Source organism: Pseudomonas sp. Z4-20, assembly GCF_051131955.1.
Lineage (GTDB): Bacteria > Pseudomonadota > Gammaproteobacteria > Pseudomonadales > Pseudomonadaceae > Aquipseudomonas > Aquipseudomonas marvdashtae.
Genome location: NZ_CP071641.1, coordinates 4,619,941 through 4,633,361, shown reverse-complemented (window position 1 = coordinate 4,633,361; position 13,421 = coordinate 4,619,941). Strand labels below are relative to the sequence as shown.

16 protein-coding genes are annotated in these 13,421 nt (G+C 61.2%); all 16 read left to right on the top strand.

The window, feature by feature from the left end; translation table 11 throughout:
* The first annotated feature begins 138 nt into the window (after positions 1-138).
* The 16 genes from iscR (at position 139) to bamB (ending at position 13,419) form a co-directional block, all read left to right on the top strand.
* Positions 139-630 carry a Fe-S cluster assembly transcriptional regulator IscR gene (gene iscR, locus J3P82_RS21250; protein WP_434558544.1) on the top strand — a complete coding sequence of 164 codons (492 nt, stop codon included), beginning with the start codon at positions 139-141 and terminating at the stop codon, positions 628-630.
* Positions 631-680: 50 nt separating this feature from the next.
* Positions 681-1,895 carry an IscS subfamily cysteine desulfurase gene (locus J3P82_RS21245; RefSeq protein ID WP_434558543.1) on the top strand — a complete coding sequence of 405 codons (1,215 nt, stop codon included), beginning with the start codon at positions 681-683 and terminating at the stop codon, positions 1,893-1,895.
* Between the two features lie 43 nt (positions 1,896-1,938).
* Positions 1,939-2,325: a Fe-S cluster assembly scaffold IscU gene (gene iscU / locus J3P82_RS21240; RefSeq protein ID WP_434558542.1), complete on the top strand. Its 387-nt coding sequence runs from the start codon at positions 1,939-1,941 to the stop codon at positions 2,323-2,325.
* 25 nt (positions 2,326-2,350) lie between these two features.
* Entirely contained in the window at positions 2,351-2,674 is a 324-nt protein-coding gene (iscA, locus tag J3P82_RS21235; protein WP_003185155.1) for an iron-sulfur cluster assembly protein IscA, read from the top strand.
* Positions 2,675-2,682: 8 nt separating this feature from the next.
* Complete coding sequence (gene hscB, locus J3P82_RS21230) at positions 2,683-3,204, top strand: co-chaperone HscB (protein ID WP_434558541.1); 522 nt, start codon at positions 2,683-2,685, stop codon at positions 3,202-3,204.
* A gap of 50 nt (positions 3,205-3,254) precedes the next feature.
* Positions 3,255-5,117, top strand: coding sequence for a Fe-S protein assembly chaperone HscA (gene hscA, locus J3P82_RS21225; protein WP_434558540.1), 1,863 nt, complete (start codon positions 3,255-3,257; stop codon positions 5,115-5,117).
* Positions 5,118-5,120: 3 nt separating this feature from the next.
* A complete protein-coding gene (gene fdx / locus J3P82_RS21220) occupies positions 5,121-5,462 on the top strand; it encodes an ISC system 2Fe-2S type ferredoxin (RefSeq protein WP_434558539.1) in 342 nt (113 codons plus the stop codon).
* Between the two features lie 13 nt (positions 5,463-5,475).
* Positions 5,476-5,676 carry a Fe-S cluster assembly protein IscX gene (gene iscX, locus J3P82_RS21215; RefSeq protein WP_434558538.1) on the top strand — a complete coding sequence of 67 codons (201 nt, stop codon included), beginning with the start codon at positions 5,476-5,478 and terminating at the stop codon, positions 5,674-5,676.
* Between the two features lie 87 nt (positions 5,677-5,763).
* Complete coding sequence (ndk, locus tag J3P82_RS21210; protein WP_042727994.1) at positions 5,764-6,189, top strand: nucleoside-diphosphate kinase; 426 nt, start codon at positions 5,764-5,766, stop codon at positions 6,187-6,189.
* Positions 6,190-6,217: 28 nt separating this feature from the next.
* Positions 6,218-7,366 carry a 23S rRNA (adenine(2503)-C(2))-methyltransferase RlmN gene (gene rlmN / locus J3P82_RS21205; RefSeq protein WP_434558537.1) on the top strand — a complete coding sequence of 383 codons (1,149 nt, stop codon included), beginning with the start codon at positions 6,218-6,220 and terminating at the stop codon, positions 7,364-7,366.
* Positions 7,367-7,378: 12 nt separating this feature from the next.
* Positions 7,379-8,137, top strand: a complete 759-nt coding sequence (gene pilW / locus J3P82_RS21200; RefSeq protein ID WP_434558536.1) for a type IV pilus biogenesis/stability protein PilW — start codon at positions 7,379-7,381, stop codon at positions 8,135-8,137.
* The gene (locus tag J3P82_RS21195; protein ID WP_434558535.1) at positions 8,137-9,168 is read left to right on the top strand and encodes a RodZ domain-containing protein; all 1,032 of its coding nucleotides are present in this window, start codon (positions 8,137-8,139) and stop codon (positions 9,166-9,168) included. The genes pilW and J3P82_RS21195 overlap by 1 nt, the downstream gene beginning before the upstream one ends.
* Before the next feature lie 3 nt (positions 9,169-9,171).
* Positions 9,172-10,281 carry a flavodoxin-dependent (E)-4-hydroxy-3-methylbut-2-enyl-diphosphate synthase gene (ispG, locus tag J3P82_RS21190; RefSeq protein WP_434558534.1) on the top strand — a complete coding sequence of 370 codons (1,110 nt, stop codon included), beginning with the start codon at positions 9,172-9,174 and terminating at the stop codon, positions 10,279-10,281.
* A 22-nt stretch (positions 10,282-10,303) separates the two neighbouring features.
* Positions 10,304-11,593 (top strand): histidine--tRNA ligase, encoded by a 1,290-nt coding sequence (gene hisS / locus J3P82_RS21185; RefSeq protein WP_434558533.1) that lies wholly within the window; start codon positions 10,304-10,306, stop codon positions 11,591-11,593.
* Between the two features lie 40 nt (positions 11,594-11,633).
* Positions 11,634-12,275: a tetratricopeptide repeat protein gene (locus J3P82_RS21180; RefSeq protein ID WP_434558532.1), complete on the top strand. Its 642-nt coding sequence runs from the start codon at positions 11,634-11,636 to the stop codon at positions 12,273-12,275.
* Entirely contained in the window at positions 12,268-13,419 is a 1,152-nt protein-coding gene (gene bamB / locus J3P82_RS21175) for an outer membrane protein assembly factor BamB (RefSeq protein WP_434558531.1), read from the top strand. The genes J3P82_RS21180 and bamB overlap by 8 nt, the downstream gene beginning before the upstream one ends.
* Positions 13,420-13,421: the final 2 nt, after the last annotated feature.

Below are 13,421 nucleotides of genomic sequence, written 5' to 3'. Positions count from 1 at the left end.
GCCGCCGCAGGCCAGCCTTTGCTATGATGCGCGCGCTGTTTTGCGGGTAATCCCGAGTAAATCACTAGGTCTTATACTTGACTTAAATACTCGGGAATTGCATACTCGCCCCCATTCCGAACTCCGTGGTAATTGTCCATGCGACTGACTACAAAAGGCCGATACGCCGTGACCGCGATGCTGGATCTGGCATTGCACGCGCAGCACGGGCCGGTGTCCCTGGCCGATATCTCCGAGCGCCAGGGCATTTCCCTGTCTTACCTTGAACAGCTGTTTGCCAAGCTGCGCCGCAGCAACCTGGTTTCCAGCGTTCGTGGCCCCGGTGGCGGCTATCAGCTGTCGCGGGAGATGCAAGGCATCCAGGTCGCCCAGGTGATCGATGCCGTGAACGAATCGGTCGATGCGACCAAATGCCAGGGGCTGGGCGATTGCCATGGCGGCGATACTTGCCTGACCCATCATCTGTGGTGCGACTTGAGCCTGCAGATCCACGAATTTCTGAGCGGTATCAGCTTGGCCGACCTTGTGACTCGCCGTGAGGTGCAAGAAGTAGCCCAGCGTCAGGACCAGCGCCGTTGCAACAGCAAGGCGCCGCGCCTGGACAAGATTGAAGCGTCCGCCGTCGAATGACTGCCGCAGAGCACGCGGAACGCCAGCCAGCCTGATTTAGGAGAGAGTCCATGAAATTGCCGATTTACCTTGATTACTCTGCGACCACCCCGGTTGATCCGCGTGTCGCGCAAAAGATGAGTGAATGCCTGCTGGTCGACGGAAACTTCGGTAACCCGGCCTCGCGCTCCCACGTGTTCGGCTGGAAAGCCGAAGAGTCGGTCGAAAATGCCCGCCGCCAGGTTGCTGACCTGGTCAATGCCGACCCGCGTGAGATCGTCTGGACCTCTGGTGCTACCGAATCCGACAACCTGGCTATCAAGGGTGTCGCGCATTTCTACCACACCAAGGGCAAGCACCTGATCACCTCCAAGATCGAGCACAAGGCTGTCCTGGACACCATGCGCCAACTGGAGCGTGAAGGCTTCGAAGTCACCTACCTCGAGCCAGGCGAAGACGGCATCATCACCCCGGCCATGATCGAAGCTGCACTGCGCGACGACACCATCCTGGTGTCGATCATGCACGTGAACAACGAAATCGGCACCGTTAACGACATCGCTGCCATCGGCGAACTGACACGCTCCAAGGGCGTCCTGTTCCATGTCGACGGCGCGCAGTCTACCGGCAAGGTCGACATCGACCTGTCGAAGCTGAAAGTCGACCTGATGTCGTTCTCCGCCCACAAGACCTACGGCCCTAAAGGCATCGGCGCGCTGTACGTGAGCCGCAAGCCGCGTGTTCGCATCGAAGCGACCATGCACGGCGGCGGTCACGAACGCGGCATGCGTTCGGGCACCCTGGCGACCCACCAGATCGTCGGCATGGGCGAAGCCTTCCGCGTGGCCAAGGAAGACATGGCTGCCGAGAACGTGCGCATCAAGGCCCTGAGCGACCGTTTCTTCAAGCAGGTCGAGCACCTCGAAGAGCTCTACGTCAACGGCAGCATGACCGCCCGCGTACCGCACAACCTGAACCTGAGCTTCAACTACGTTGAAGGCGAGTCGCTGATCATGGCACTCAAGGACCTGGCCGTGTCGTCCGGTTCGGCGTGCACCTCGGCGTCGCTGGAACCTTCGTATGTACTGCGCGCCCTGGGCCGCAACGACGAACTGGCGCACAGCTCGATCCGCTTCACCTTCGGCCGCTTCACCACCGAAGAAGAAATCGATTACGCCGCGCAGAAAGTCTGCGAGGCCGTTACCAAGCTGCGCGCTCTGTCGCCGCTGTGGGATATGTACAAAGACGGCGTCGACATTTCGAAAATCGAATGGGCGGCGCACTGAGAAGTCGCCACCAGAGCGGCTCCACTGATGAGGATTAAAGCAAATGGCATATAGCGAAAAGGTCATCGACCACTACGAGAACCCGCGCAACGTCGGCAAGTTGGACGCGCAGGATCCTGACGTCGGCACCGGCATGGTCGGCGCCCCGGCGTGCGGCGACGTCATGCGCCTGCAGATCAAGGTCAACGAGCAAGGCATCATCGAAGACGCCAAGTTCAAGACCTACGGCTGCGGCTCGGCCATCGCGTCCAGCTCCCTGGCCACTGAGTGGATGAAGGGCAAGACCCTCGATGAAGCCGAAACCATCAAGAACACCCAGCTGGCCGAAGAGCTGGCCCTGCCGCCAGTGAAGATCCACTGCTCGGTACTCGCCGAAGACGCCATCAAGGCTGCCGTTCGCGATTACAAGCAGAAGAAAGGCTTGATCTGACCCGCGTTACGGTAAGGAGTTTTCCATGGCTATCCAGATGACAGAAGCGGCAGCTAACCATATCCAGCGCTCACTTGCGGGGCGCGGCAAGGGCGAGGGTATCCGCCTGGGTGTTCGCACCACGGGCTGTTCTGGCCTCGCCTATGTACTGGAATTCGTCGACGAAGTCGGTGAAGACGACCAGGTGTTCGAAAGTCATGGTCAGAAAGTGATCATCGACCCGAAGAGCCTGACGTACCTGGACGGCACCGAGCTGGATTTCGTCAAGGAAGGGTTGAACGAAGGCTTCAAGTTCAACAACCCCAACGTGCGCGGTGAATGTGGCTGCGGCGAAAGCTTCAACATCTGAGGCAGCTTGTGGGTACTCCTTGTCACTTTGCGTTGTTCCAGATGCAGCCTGCGTTCCAGCTGGATCTCGAGCAGTTGTCCGCGCGTTATCTTGAATTGGCCCGTGGCGTCCATCCCGACCGCTTTGCCGATGCCTCCGAGGTGGAGCAGCGGCGGGCGCTCGAGCAGTCGGCGAACCTCAACGAGGCTTACCAGACGCTCAAGCACCCGGCCAAGCGCGCGCGTTACCTGCTCGCCATCAGCGGCCATGAGTTGCCGCTGGAGGTCACGGTCCACGATCCCGAGTTCCTGTTGCAGCAGATGCAATGGCGTGAGGAGCTCGAAGACCTGCAGGACAGCGCCGACCTGGCCGGTGTCGCGGTATTCAAGCGTCGCTTGAAAGACGCCCAGCAAACACTGAACGACAGCTTCGCAGCCTGCTGGAACGATGCCGCGCAACGCGAACAGGCCGAACGCCTGATGCGGCGCATGCAGTTCCTCGACAAGCTCACCTACGAAGTGCGCCAGCTAGAAGAGCGCCTCGACGATTAACCCAGTGCCGCTCCGGTCGCACGCCTGATTACAGATAAGTCCTGATTACGATGGCCCTACTGCAGATCGCCGAACCCGGCCAAAGTCCACAACCGCACCAGCGTCGCCTGGCTGTGGGGATCGACTTGGGTACCACCAACTCCCTGGTCGCTGCCTTGCGCAGCGGTCTCTCCGAACCGCTGGCCGACGAGCAGGGGCGGGTAATCCTGCCGTCCGCCGTGCGCTACCACGCCGATCGTGTCGAAGTGGGCGAGTCGGCCAAGCTGGCCGCCGCCACTGATCCATTCAATACCATCGTATCGGTCAAGCGCCTGATGGGTCGTGGTTTGTCCGACGTCAAGCAATTGGGCGATCAGCTGCCGTACCGCTTTGTCGGTGGCGAATCCCACATGCCGTTCATCGAAACCGTACAGGGCCCGAAAAGCCCGGTTGAAGTGTCCGCCGACATCCTCAAGGTCCTGCGCCAGCGTGCCGAAGCGGCGCTGGGCGGTGAACTGGTGGGTGCGGTCATCACTGTTCCAGCCTATTTCGATGATTCCCAGCGCCAAGCCACCAAGGATGCGGCCAAGCTCGCGGGCCTTAATGTGTTGCGCCTGCTCAACGAGCCGACCGCCGCGGCGGTCGCCTACGGCCTGGACCAGCATGCCGAAGGCCTCGTTGCCATCTACGACTTGGGCGGCGGTACTTTTGATATCTCTATCCTGCGCCTGACGGGCGGTGTTTTCGAAGTCCTGGCCACCGGCGGCGACAGTGCCCTGGGCGGCGATGACTTCGACCACGCCATTGCCGGCTGGATTATCGAGCAAGCGGGCCTCTGCGCCGACCTCGACCCGGGTGCGCAACGCCATCTGCTGCAAGCCGCCTGCGCCGCCAAGGAAGCCCTGACCGACGCCGTCTCCGTTGAAGTCGCTTATGGCGAGTGGAAAGCCTCCCTGACCCGCGAAACCTTCGATGTCCTGATCGAGCCCATGGTCGCCCGCAGCCTCAAGGCCTGCCGCCGTGCCGTGCGTGATTCCGGCGTTGAGCTTGAAGAGGTGAAGGCAGTGGTCATGGTCGGCGGTTCGACCCGCGTGCCTCGGGTTCGCGAAGCCGTCGCCGAAGCCTTTGGCCGCCAGCCGCTGACCGAAATCGACCCGGATCAGGTGGTCGCCATCGGCGCCGCGATCCAGGCTGACACCTTGGCCGGCAACAAGCGCGAAGGCGGCGAACTGCTGCTGCTCGATGTGATTCCGCTGTCCCTGGGCCTGGAAACCATGGGTGGCCTGATGGAGAAGGTGATCCCGCGCAACACCACCATCCCCGTCGCCCGCGCCCAAGACTTCACTACTTATAAAGACGGCCAGTCGGCCATGATGATCCACGTGCTGCAAGGCGAGCGTGAGCTGATCAGCGACTGCCGTTCCCTGGCCCGCTTCGAACTGCGCGGCATCCCGGCGATGGTTGCTGGTGCGGCGAAGATCCGCGTGACCTTCCAGGTCGATGCCGACGGTTTGCTCAACGTCTCTGCCCGCGAACTGGGTTCGGGCGTCGAAGCGAGCATCCAGGTCAAGCCGTCCTACGGCCTGACCGACGGCGAAATCGCCAAGATGCTCAAGGATTCCTTCCAGCACGCCAGCGACGACAAGGTCGCGCGCGTGCTGCGTGAGCAACAAGTCGACGCCCAGCGTCTGATCGAAGCCGTGCAAGCCGCCCTTGAAGCCGACGGTGACCGCCTGCTCGACGCTGAGGAGCGCATGGTCATCGAGCTGCAAGTGCAGGAGCTGTCCGAATTGCTCAAGGGCACCGATGGTTATGCCATCGAGCAGCAGACCAAGCGTCTGTCGCAAGTCACCGATGCCTTTGCTGCCCGCCGCCTGGACTCGACGGTGAAAGCCGCCCTGGCGGGGCGCAACCTGAATGAAATCGAGGAATAACTGATGCCGCAGATCATTTTCCTGCCACACGCCGAGCATTGCCCGGACGGTATGGTGGTAGAGGCCGAAACCGGCAAGTCCCTGCTTGAAGTGGCCCACGACAATCACATCGAGATCGAGAGCGCCTGCGGCGGCGTGTGTGCCTGCACCACGTGCCATTGCATCATTCGCGAAGGTTTCGACTCACTCAATGAAGCCGATGAGCTGGAAGAAGACTACCTTGATCGGGCCTGGGGCCTTGAGCCGACGTCGCGCCTGACCTGTCAGGCCAAGGTCGGCACCGAGGACCTGACCGTCGAAATCCCGAAATATTCGCTTAACCATGCGGCTGAAGCGCCGCACTGATGGTGAGACTGTCATGAGCTATGGTTGGAATGACGTACAACGCATCGCGGAAGAATTGGCCGAGGCCCACGAGGGTCTCGATCCGTACTCTGTAGGTTTCGTCCGTCTGCAACAGATGATCCTGGAGCTGCCGGACTTCGATCCCACTTCTGGCCGAGTCGGCGAGAAGGTGTTGGAAGCGGTCCAGGAGCTCTGGGCCGCGGAATTGGACTGATCGCCTCGCAGGTTAGGCAATACCTAAGAACCCGCGTATAATTCGCGGGTTTAATTTTTCGTAAATTACCGTTTCTGGAGTTACACCATGGCTGTTCAACGTACTTTCTCCATTATCAAGCCTGACGCCGTTGCTAAAAACGTGATCGGCAAGATCGTTACCCGTTTCGAAGACGCTGGCCTGCGCGTTGTAGCTTCGAAAATGAAGCAGCTGTCCAAAGCCGAAGCCGAAGGCTTCTACGCTGAGCACAGCGAGCGCGGTTTCTTCGGTGAACTGGTAGCCTTCATGACTTCCGGTCCGGTTGTCGTTCAGGTGCTGGAAGGCGAAAACGCCATCGCTCGCAACCGTGAGCTGATGGGCGCTACCAACCCTAAAGAAGCCGCTGCCGGCACCATCCGCGCTGACTTCGCTGAATCGATCGACGCCAACGCCGTCCACGGTTCGGACTCCGAAGCCGCCGCTGCTCGCGAAATCGCTTACTTTTTCTCCGCTACTGAAGTAACCACTCGCTAAGCCCAGGCTTTTGAGTGAAGGTGAATCCATGACTACATCGAACGGCAAAACCAACCTGTTGGGCCTGACCCAGCCGGAAATGGAGAAATTCTTCGACTCGATCGGGGAGAAGCGTTTCCGTGCCGGCCAGGTGATGAAATGGATTCACCACTTTGGCGTCGACGACTTCGACGCCATGACGAATGTCAGCAAGGCCTTGCGCGAAAAGCTCAAGGCTGTTGCTGAAATTCGCGGTCCGGAAGTGGTCAGCGAGGACATCTCCAGCGACGGCACCCGTAAGTGGGTGGTGCGTGTGGCGTCCGGTAGCTGCGTCGAGACCGTCTACATTCCCCAGGGCAAGCGCGGTACCTTGTGCGTTTCGTCCCAGGCAGGCTGTGCCCTGGATTGCAGTTTCTGCTCCACCGGCAAGCAAGGCTTCAATAGCAACCTCACCGCCGCCGAAGTAATCGGCCAGGTGTGGATTGCCAACAAATCCTTTGGCAGCGTCCCGGCAACCGTCGACCGTGCCATCACCAACGTGGTGATGATGGGCATGGGTGAGCCGCTGCTGAACTTCGACAACGTCGTGGCCGCCATGCACCTGATGATGGATGACCTGGGCTACGGCATCTCCAAGCGCCGCGTGACCCTGTCCACCTCCGGCGTGGTGCCGATGATCGACGAGCTGGCCAAGCACATCGACGTTTCCCTGGCGCTGTCGCTGCACGCACCCAATGACGCATTGCGTAACCAATTGGTACCGATCAACAAGAAGTATCCGCTTAAGATGCTGCTCGAGTCGTGTCAGCGCTACATGTCGTCCCTGGGCGAAAAACGCGTGCTGACCATCGAGTACACCTTGCTCAAGGACGTGAACGACAAGGTTGAACACGCCGTCGAGATGATCGAGCTGCTCAAGAACATCCCCTGCAAGATCAACCTGATCCCGTTCAACCCGTTCCCGCATTCCGGCTACGAGCGCCCGAGCAATAATGCGATTCGTCGCTTCCAGGATCAGCTTCACCACGCTGGCTTCAACGTCACCGTGCGCACCACCCGCGGCGAAGACATCGACGCCGCGTGTGGCCAGTTGGTAGGACAGGTGCTGGATCGCACCCGTCGCAGCGAACGCTACATTGCCGTGCGCGAATTGAACGCCGCCGACGATGCAGTGCAAACCGCTGCGAACAGTCACTAAGAGAGGAACTCTATGTCCCTGCGCTTTGCGCTGCTGTTGCTGTTGGCCGGCCTTTGTTCCGGTTGTGTGCTGTCGGGTGACTACAACCCGATGAAGACCAGCAAAGGCCGCGACGAAGCGCGCGAAGCCTATGTGCAGTTGGGCATCGGCTATTTGCAGCAGGGCATGACCGAGCGGGCCAAGGTGCCTCTCAAGAAAGCCCTGGAGCTGGACGGCAGCGATGCCGATGCCAACGCGGCGCTGGCGCTGGTGTTCCAGGCGGAGATGGAGCCGGAACTGGCCGATGAGCATTTTCGCAATGCGCTGTCGGCCCGGCCGCAAGATGCCCGGTTCCTGAACAACTACGGCAGCTTCCTTTACGAGCAGGCCCGTTACAAAGAGGCCTACGAACGCTTCGAGCAAGCGGCCGCCGATACCCTTTATCCCGAACGTTCACGGGTTTTTGAAAACCTTGGCATGACCGCCGCGAAACTTGGCCAGCGCGACCTGGCCCGCCAGCAGCTTGAAAAGGCACTGCGACTCAACCGCCAGCAGCCGCGCGCATTGCTGGAAATGGCTGAGTTGTCTTACGAAGACAGGCATTATGTGCCCGCGCGTGACTATTACGAGCGTTTTAGCCTGCTGAGCGAGCAAAATGCACGTAGTCTATTGCTCGGCGTTCGGCTGGCACATGTGTTCGAAGACCGTGACAAGGCCGCAAGCTATGGCCTGCAACTCAAAAGACTCTATCCCGGTACGCCGGAATATCAGCAATACCTGTCGGAGCAATGATGAAAGCGGCGCATCCCGAAGTTGTAGCAGCGACTCGCGTAAATCCCGGTGAGACCCTGCGTCAAGCCCGCGAAAGCAATGGTTGGTCGCTGGCCGAAGTGGCCCTCAAGCTCAATCTCACCGTGACTTCCCTGGGCAATCTGGAAGCTGGCGCGTTCGACAAATTGCCTGGGCACACCTTTGCCCGGGGCTACATCCGCGCCTATGCCAAATTACTCGGCATGGACCAGACCGTGCTGGTCCAGCAATTCGATCAATACACCGGTTCCGACGCCCAGGGCAGCAGCGTGCACAGCCTGGGTCGTATCGAAGAGCCGGTGCGTGTTTCCCACACCATTTTGCGAATCGTCAGCCTGTTGCTGCTGATCGCGGTGATCGGTGGCGGTTTCGTCTGGTGGCAGGACCAGGCGTCCTTGCGCACCAAGGAACCGGTCGCCATGAACCCTGAACACGTTGAAGTCGAAGGTGCCGACGGCACCACCCAGATCCATCCGTTGGACGAGCCGGAAGACCAGGCTGTCGTTGAGGCGCAAACCGAAGGCGAAACCGCCCTGGCGTTGCCTCAGGGCCAGGATGGCACCGAGGCCGATGCTGCAGCGGGCGCCGCGCCGACCGCTCCATCGGTTGCCCCCCCGACTCCTGCGCCTGCCGCACCGACGGCTCCCGCCCACGCCGGCACCGCGTCGGCAGCTCCGGCCCCGACGCCGGCCGCGCCAGCGCCAACCGTGGCTACGCCGACGGCTCCCGCTACCCCGGCGGCTCCGGCAACCGCGGCGGCTCCGGCCCCGGGTGACGGTCAGGTACAGATCCAGTTCACCGCCGACTGCTGGACGCAAGTCACCGACGGCAACGGCAAGGTGCTGTTCAGTGGTCTCAAGCGCAAGGGCGACACCACCGCCATCAACGGCAAGCCTCCGTTTGCCATACGCCTGGGCTATGCCCGTGGCGCGCAGGTCAGCTACAACGGCCAACCGGTCGACGTGGCTCCGTTCACCAGTGGCGAGACCGCTCGCCTGAAGTTGGGTCAATAAGTCATGCACGGCGAATCTCCAATCAAACGTCGCGAATCCCGGAAGATCTGGGTCGGTAACGTGCCCGTGGGCGGCGATGCGCCAATCGCTGTGCAGAGCATGACCAACAGCGACACCAACGACGTAGCCGCCACGGTTGCGCAGATCAATCGCCTGGAAGCCGCCGGTGTCGACATCGTGCGGGTTTCGGTGCCGGACATGGACGCCGCCGAGGCGTTCGGCAAGATCAAGCAGCTGGTCAAGGTCCCGCTGGTAGCCGACATTCATTTCGATTACCGCATCGCTTTGCGCGTGGCCGAGCTGGGCGTCGACTGCCTGCGCATCAACCCGGGCAACATCGGTCGCGAAGACCGCGTGCGCGCGGTGGTGGATGCCGCCCGTGATCGCGGCATTCCGATCCGCATCGGCGTCAACGCCGGTTCCCTGGAAAAAGACCTGCAGAAGAAATACGGCGAACCGACCCCGGCCGCGCTGGTTGAGTCGGCCCTGCGTCACGTCGAGCACCTGGAACGCCTGAATTTCCCGGACTTCAAGGTCAGCGTGAAGGCGTCCGATGTGTTCATGGCCGTCGAAGCCTACCGCCTGCTGGCCAAGGAAATCGTCCAGCCGCTGCACCTGGGCATCACTGAAGCCGGTGGGTTGCGTTCGGGTACGGTGAAATCTGCCGTCGGCCTCGGTATGCTGCTCGCCGAAGGGATTGGCGATACCATCCGCATCTCGCTGGCGGCGGACCCGGTCGAGGAAGTGAAAGTCGGCTACGACATTCTCAAATCCTTGCACCTGCGTTCCCGCGGTATCAACTTCATCGCCTGCCCGAGCTGCTCACGGCAGAACTTCGATGTGGTCAAGACCATGAACGAGCTGGAAGGGCGCCTTGAAGACTTGCTGGTGCCGCTGGATGTCGCGGTGATCGGCTGCGTGGTCAACGGGCCGGGCGAAGCCAAGGAGGCCCATATCGGCCTGACTGGCGGTACGCCGAACCTGATTTACATCGACGGCAAGCCGTCGCAGAAACTGACGAATGACAATCTGGTGGATGAGCTGGAACGGCTGATCCGCCAGAAAGCGGCCGAAAAGGTCGAAGCCGACGCAGCGGTCATCGCGCGCGGTTAAGTCGAAAGATTAAGGAATACATGTGAGCAAGTCTCTGCAAGCCATTCGTGGCATGAACGACATCCTGCCCGAGCAGACGCCCCTGTGGCGCTATTTCGAGGGCACCGTGGCGCGTTTGCTGGATAACTACGGTTACCGGCAGATCCGCATGCCGATCGTCGAATTCACCGAGCTGTTCAAGCGCTCCATCGGCGAAGTCACCGACATCGTCGAGAAAGAGATGTACACCTTCGACGACCGCAACGGCGATTCGCTGACCCTGCGTCCCGAAGGCACCGCGGCGTGCGTGCGTGCGGTGCTCGAACACGGCATCACCGGTGGCGGCCAGGTGCAGAAACTCTGGTACGTCGGCCCGATGTTCCGTCACGAGCGTCCGCAAAAAGGCCGTTATCGCCAGTTCCACCAAATCGGCCTCGAAGTGTTCAACCTGGAAGGTCCGGACATCGACGCCGAGCTGATCGTCATGACCTGGCGCCTGTGGGGGGAGCTGGGGCTGCGCGATGCGGTCAAGCTTGAGCTCAACAGCCTGGGCACCAGCGAGTCCCGTGGCCGTTATCGCGAAGCGTTGGTGGAATTTCTTTCCGGGCACGTGGACAAGCTGGACGAAGACAGCCAACGCCGCCTGAAGACTAATCCACTGCGGGTACTGGACACCAAGAATCCGGAAACCCAGGCGATCCTGGTCGACGCGCCGAAAATGGCCGACTACCTCGACGACGAATCCCGTGCGCATTTCGAAGGGCTGAAGGCGCGCCTGGACGCCGTCGGCATTCCCTACGTGATCAACCCCAAGTTGGTCCGTGGCCTGGATTACTACAGCAAGACCGTATTCGAATGGGTCACCGACAAGCTCGGCGCCCAGGGCACCGTGTGTGCCGGCGGCCGCTACGACGGGCTGGTGGAGCAGATGGGTGGCAAGCCGACCCCGGGCGTGGGCTTTGCCATGGGCATCGAGCGCCTGGTACTGATGCTTGAAGCACTGGACAAGGTGCCTGAAGCGTTGGCCCGCCAGGTTGACGTCTACCTGTGCGCCTTCGGCGAGGCCGCCGAACTGGCAGCCCTGGCCCTGAGCGAACGGGTCCGCGACCAATTGCCCAACCTGCGCCTGCAGATCAATGCCGGCGGCGGCAGTTTCAAAAGCCAATTCAAGAAGGCCGACAAGAGCGGTGCGTTGTACGCATTGATCCTCGGCGACGACGAACTGGCCCAACAAGTGGTAGGTTTCAAACCCCTGCGTGGCCAGGGCGAACAACAAAGCATTGCCTGGGATGCGCTTGCTGCACACCTGGCCACCTGCGTCGTGCAGGGTTGAAGCTGTCAAACAGCCGATTTAGCGATTAAGGAGTATTGGGGTGTCGAGTAGCGAAGATGAACAGCTGGCGGATTTGAAGGACTGGTGGACGCGCAACGGCAAGCCACTGCTCACTGGCGGCCTGCTGGCGCTGGTCATCGTGTTCGGCTGGCAGGCCTACCAGAAATACCAGGGCAACCAGTCGCAAGGCGCCTCGATGCTCTATCAGCAACTGCTGGAAACCACCCTGACACCGGACGGCAAGCCTGACGCTGCCCGCGTGGCGGACCTGGCTGGCAAGCTCAACAAAGAGTTCGGCGGCACCGCCTACGCCCAGTACGGCAGCCTGTTCGTGGCCAAGGTCGCGGTAGACAGCGGCAAACTGGACGACGCGGCCACCGAGCTGAAGGCCATCGTCGACAAGCCGGCCAACCCGACCCTGGGTGAAGTGGCGCGTCAGCGTCTGGCACAGGTGCTGGCGGCGCAGAACAAGGCTGAAGACGCCTTGAAGCTGCTCGACGGCGACGCCGACAAGGCGTTCCTGGCAACTCGCGAAGAACTCAAGGGCGACCTGCTGGTACAGCTGGGCCGCGCTGATGAGGCCCATGCGGCCTACCAAAAAGCCAAGGCTGCGCTGTCGGATGAAGCCGCGGTCGGTGGCCTGCAAATCAAGCTGGACGACCTGGCTAAAGGGGATGCGTGACGTGATCCGTTGGAAACATGCAGCATTGCTGGCCCTGGCCATTCTGGCCGCGGGTTGCAGCAGCAACAGCAAGAAAGAACTGCCTCCAGCCGAACTGACCGACTTCAAAGAAGAAGTCGTGTTGCAGAAGCAATGGAGCCGTTCCATCGGTGACGGCCAGGGCGAAACCTACAACATGCTGGTGCCGGCTATCGACGGCGACACCATCTATGCCGGCGACGTCACGGGCGTCATCATGGCGATGGACCGCATGAACGGTGACGTGAAGTGGGAGCAGGATCTTGAACTGCCTGTGTCCGGCGCCGTTGGCGTGGGTTACGGGCTGGTGATGATCGGCACGCTCAAGGGTGAGATCGTCGCCCTGGACGCGAGCAGTGGTGAAGAGAAATGGCGCGCCCGCGTGACCAGTGAAGTCCTTGCACCGCCTGCCACCAACGGTGACGTAGTGGTGATCCAGACCCAGGATGACCGTCTGATCGGTTTGGATGCCGCCACCGGCAACCAACGTTGGTTGTATGACAGCACCCCGGCGGTACTGACCCTGCGCGGCACCAGCGCACCGATTGTCACCAACCGCCTCGCGGTGGCTGGTTTGTCGACCGGTAAAGTCGTTGCCCTGGACATTTCCAACGGCGTACCGGTGTGGGAACAGCGAGTAGCCATTCCGCAAGGACGTTCGGAGCTGGAGCGCGTGGTCGACATCGACGGTGGCCTGCTGCTGTCCGGCGGCACGCTCTACGTTGCCAGCTACCAGGGCCGCGTTGCGGCGCTGGACCTGGAAAGCGGCCGTGTGTTGTGGCAGCGCGATGCCTCCAGCTACGCCGGTGTCGCCCAAGGCTTCGGCAGCGTCTATGTGAGCCTGTCCTCGGGCACCGTCGAAAGCGTTGACGAGCGTTCCACCACGGCATTGTGGAGCAATGATTCCCTGGCCCGCCGTCAGCTGTCGGCCCCGGAAGTGTTCTCCAGCTACGTTGCAGTGGGTGACCTGGAAGGTTACCTGCACCTGCTCAGCCAGGTGGACGGTCGTTTCGTCGGCCGCGAGCGCATCGACAGCGACGGCCTGCGTGCCCGTCCGCTGGTGGTGGGCGACATGATTTATGTGTATGGCAACAGCGGCAAACTGGAAGCCCTGACCATCAAGTAAGA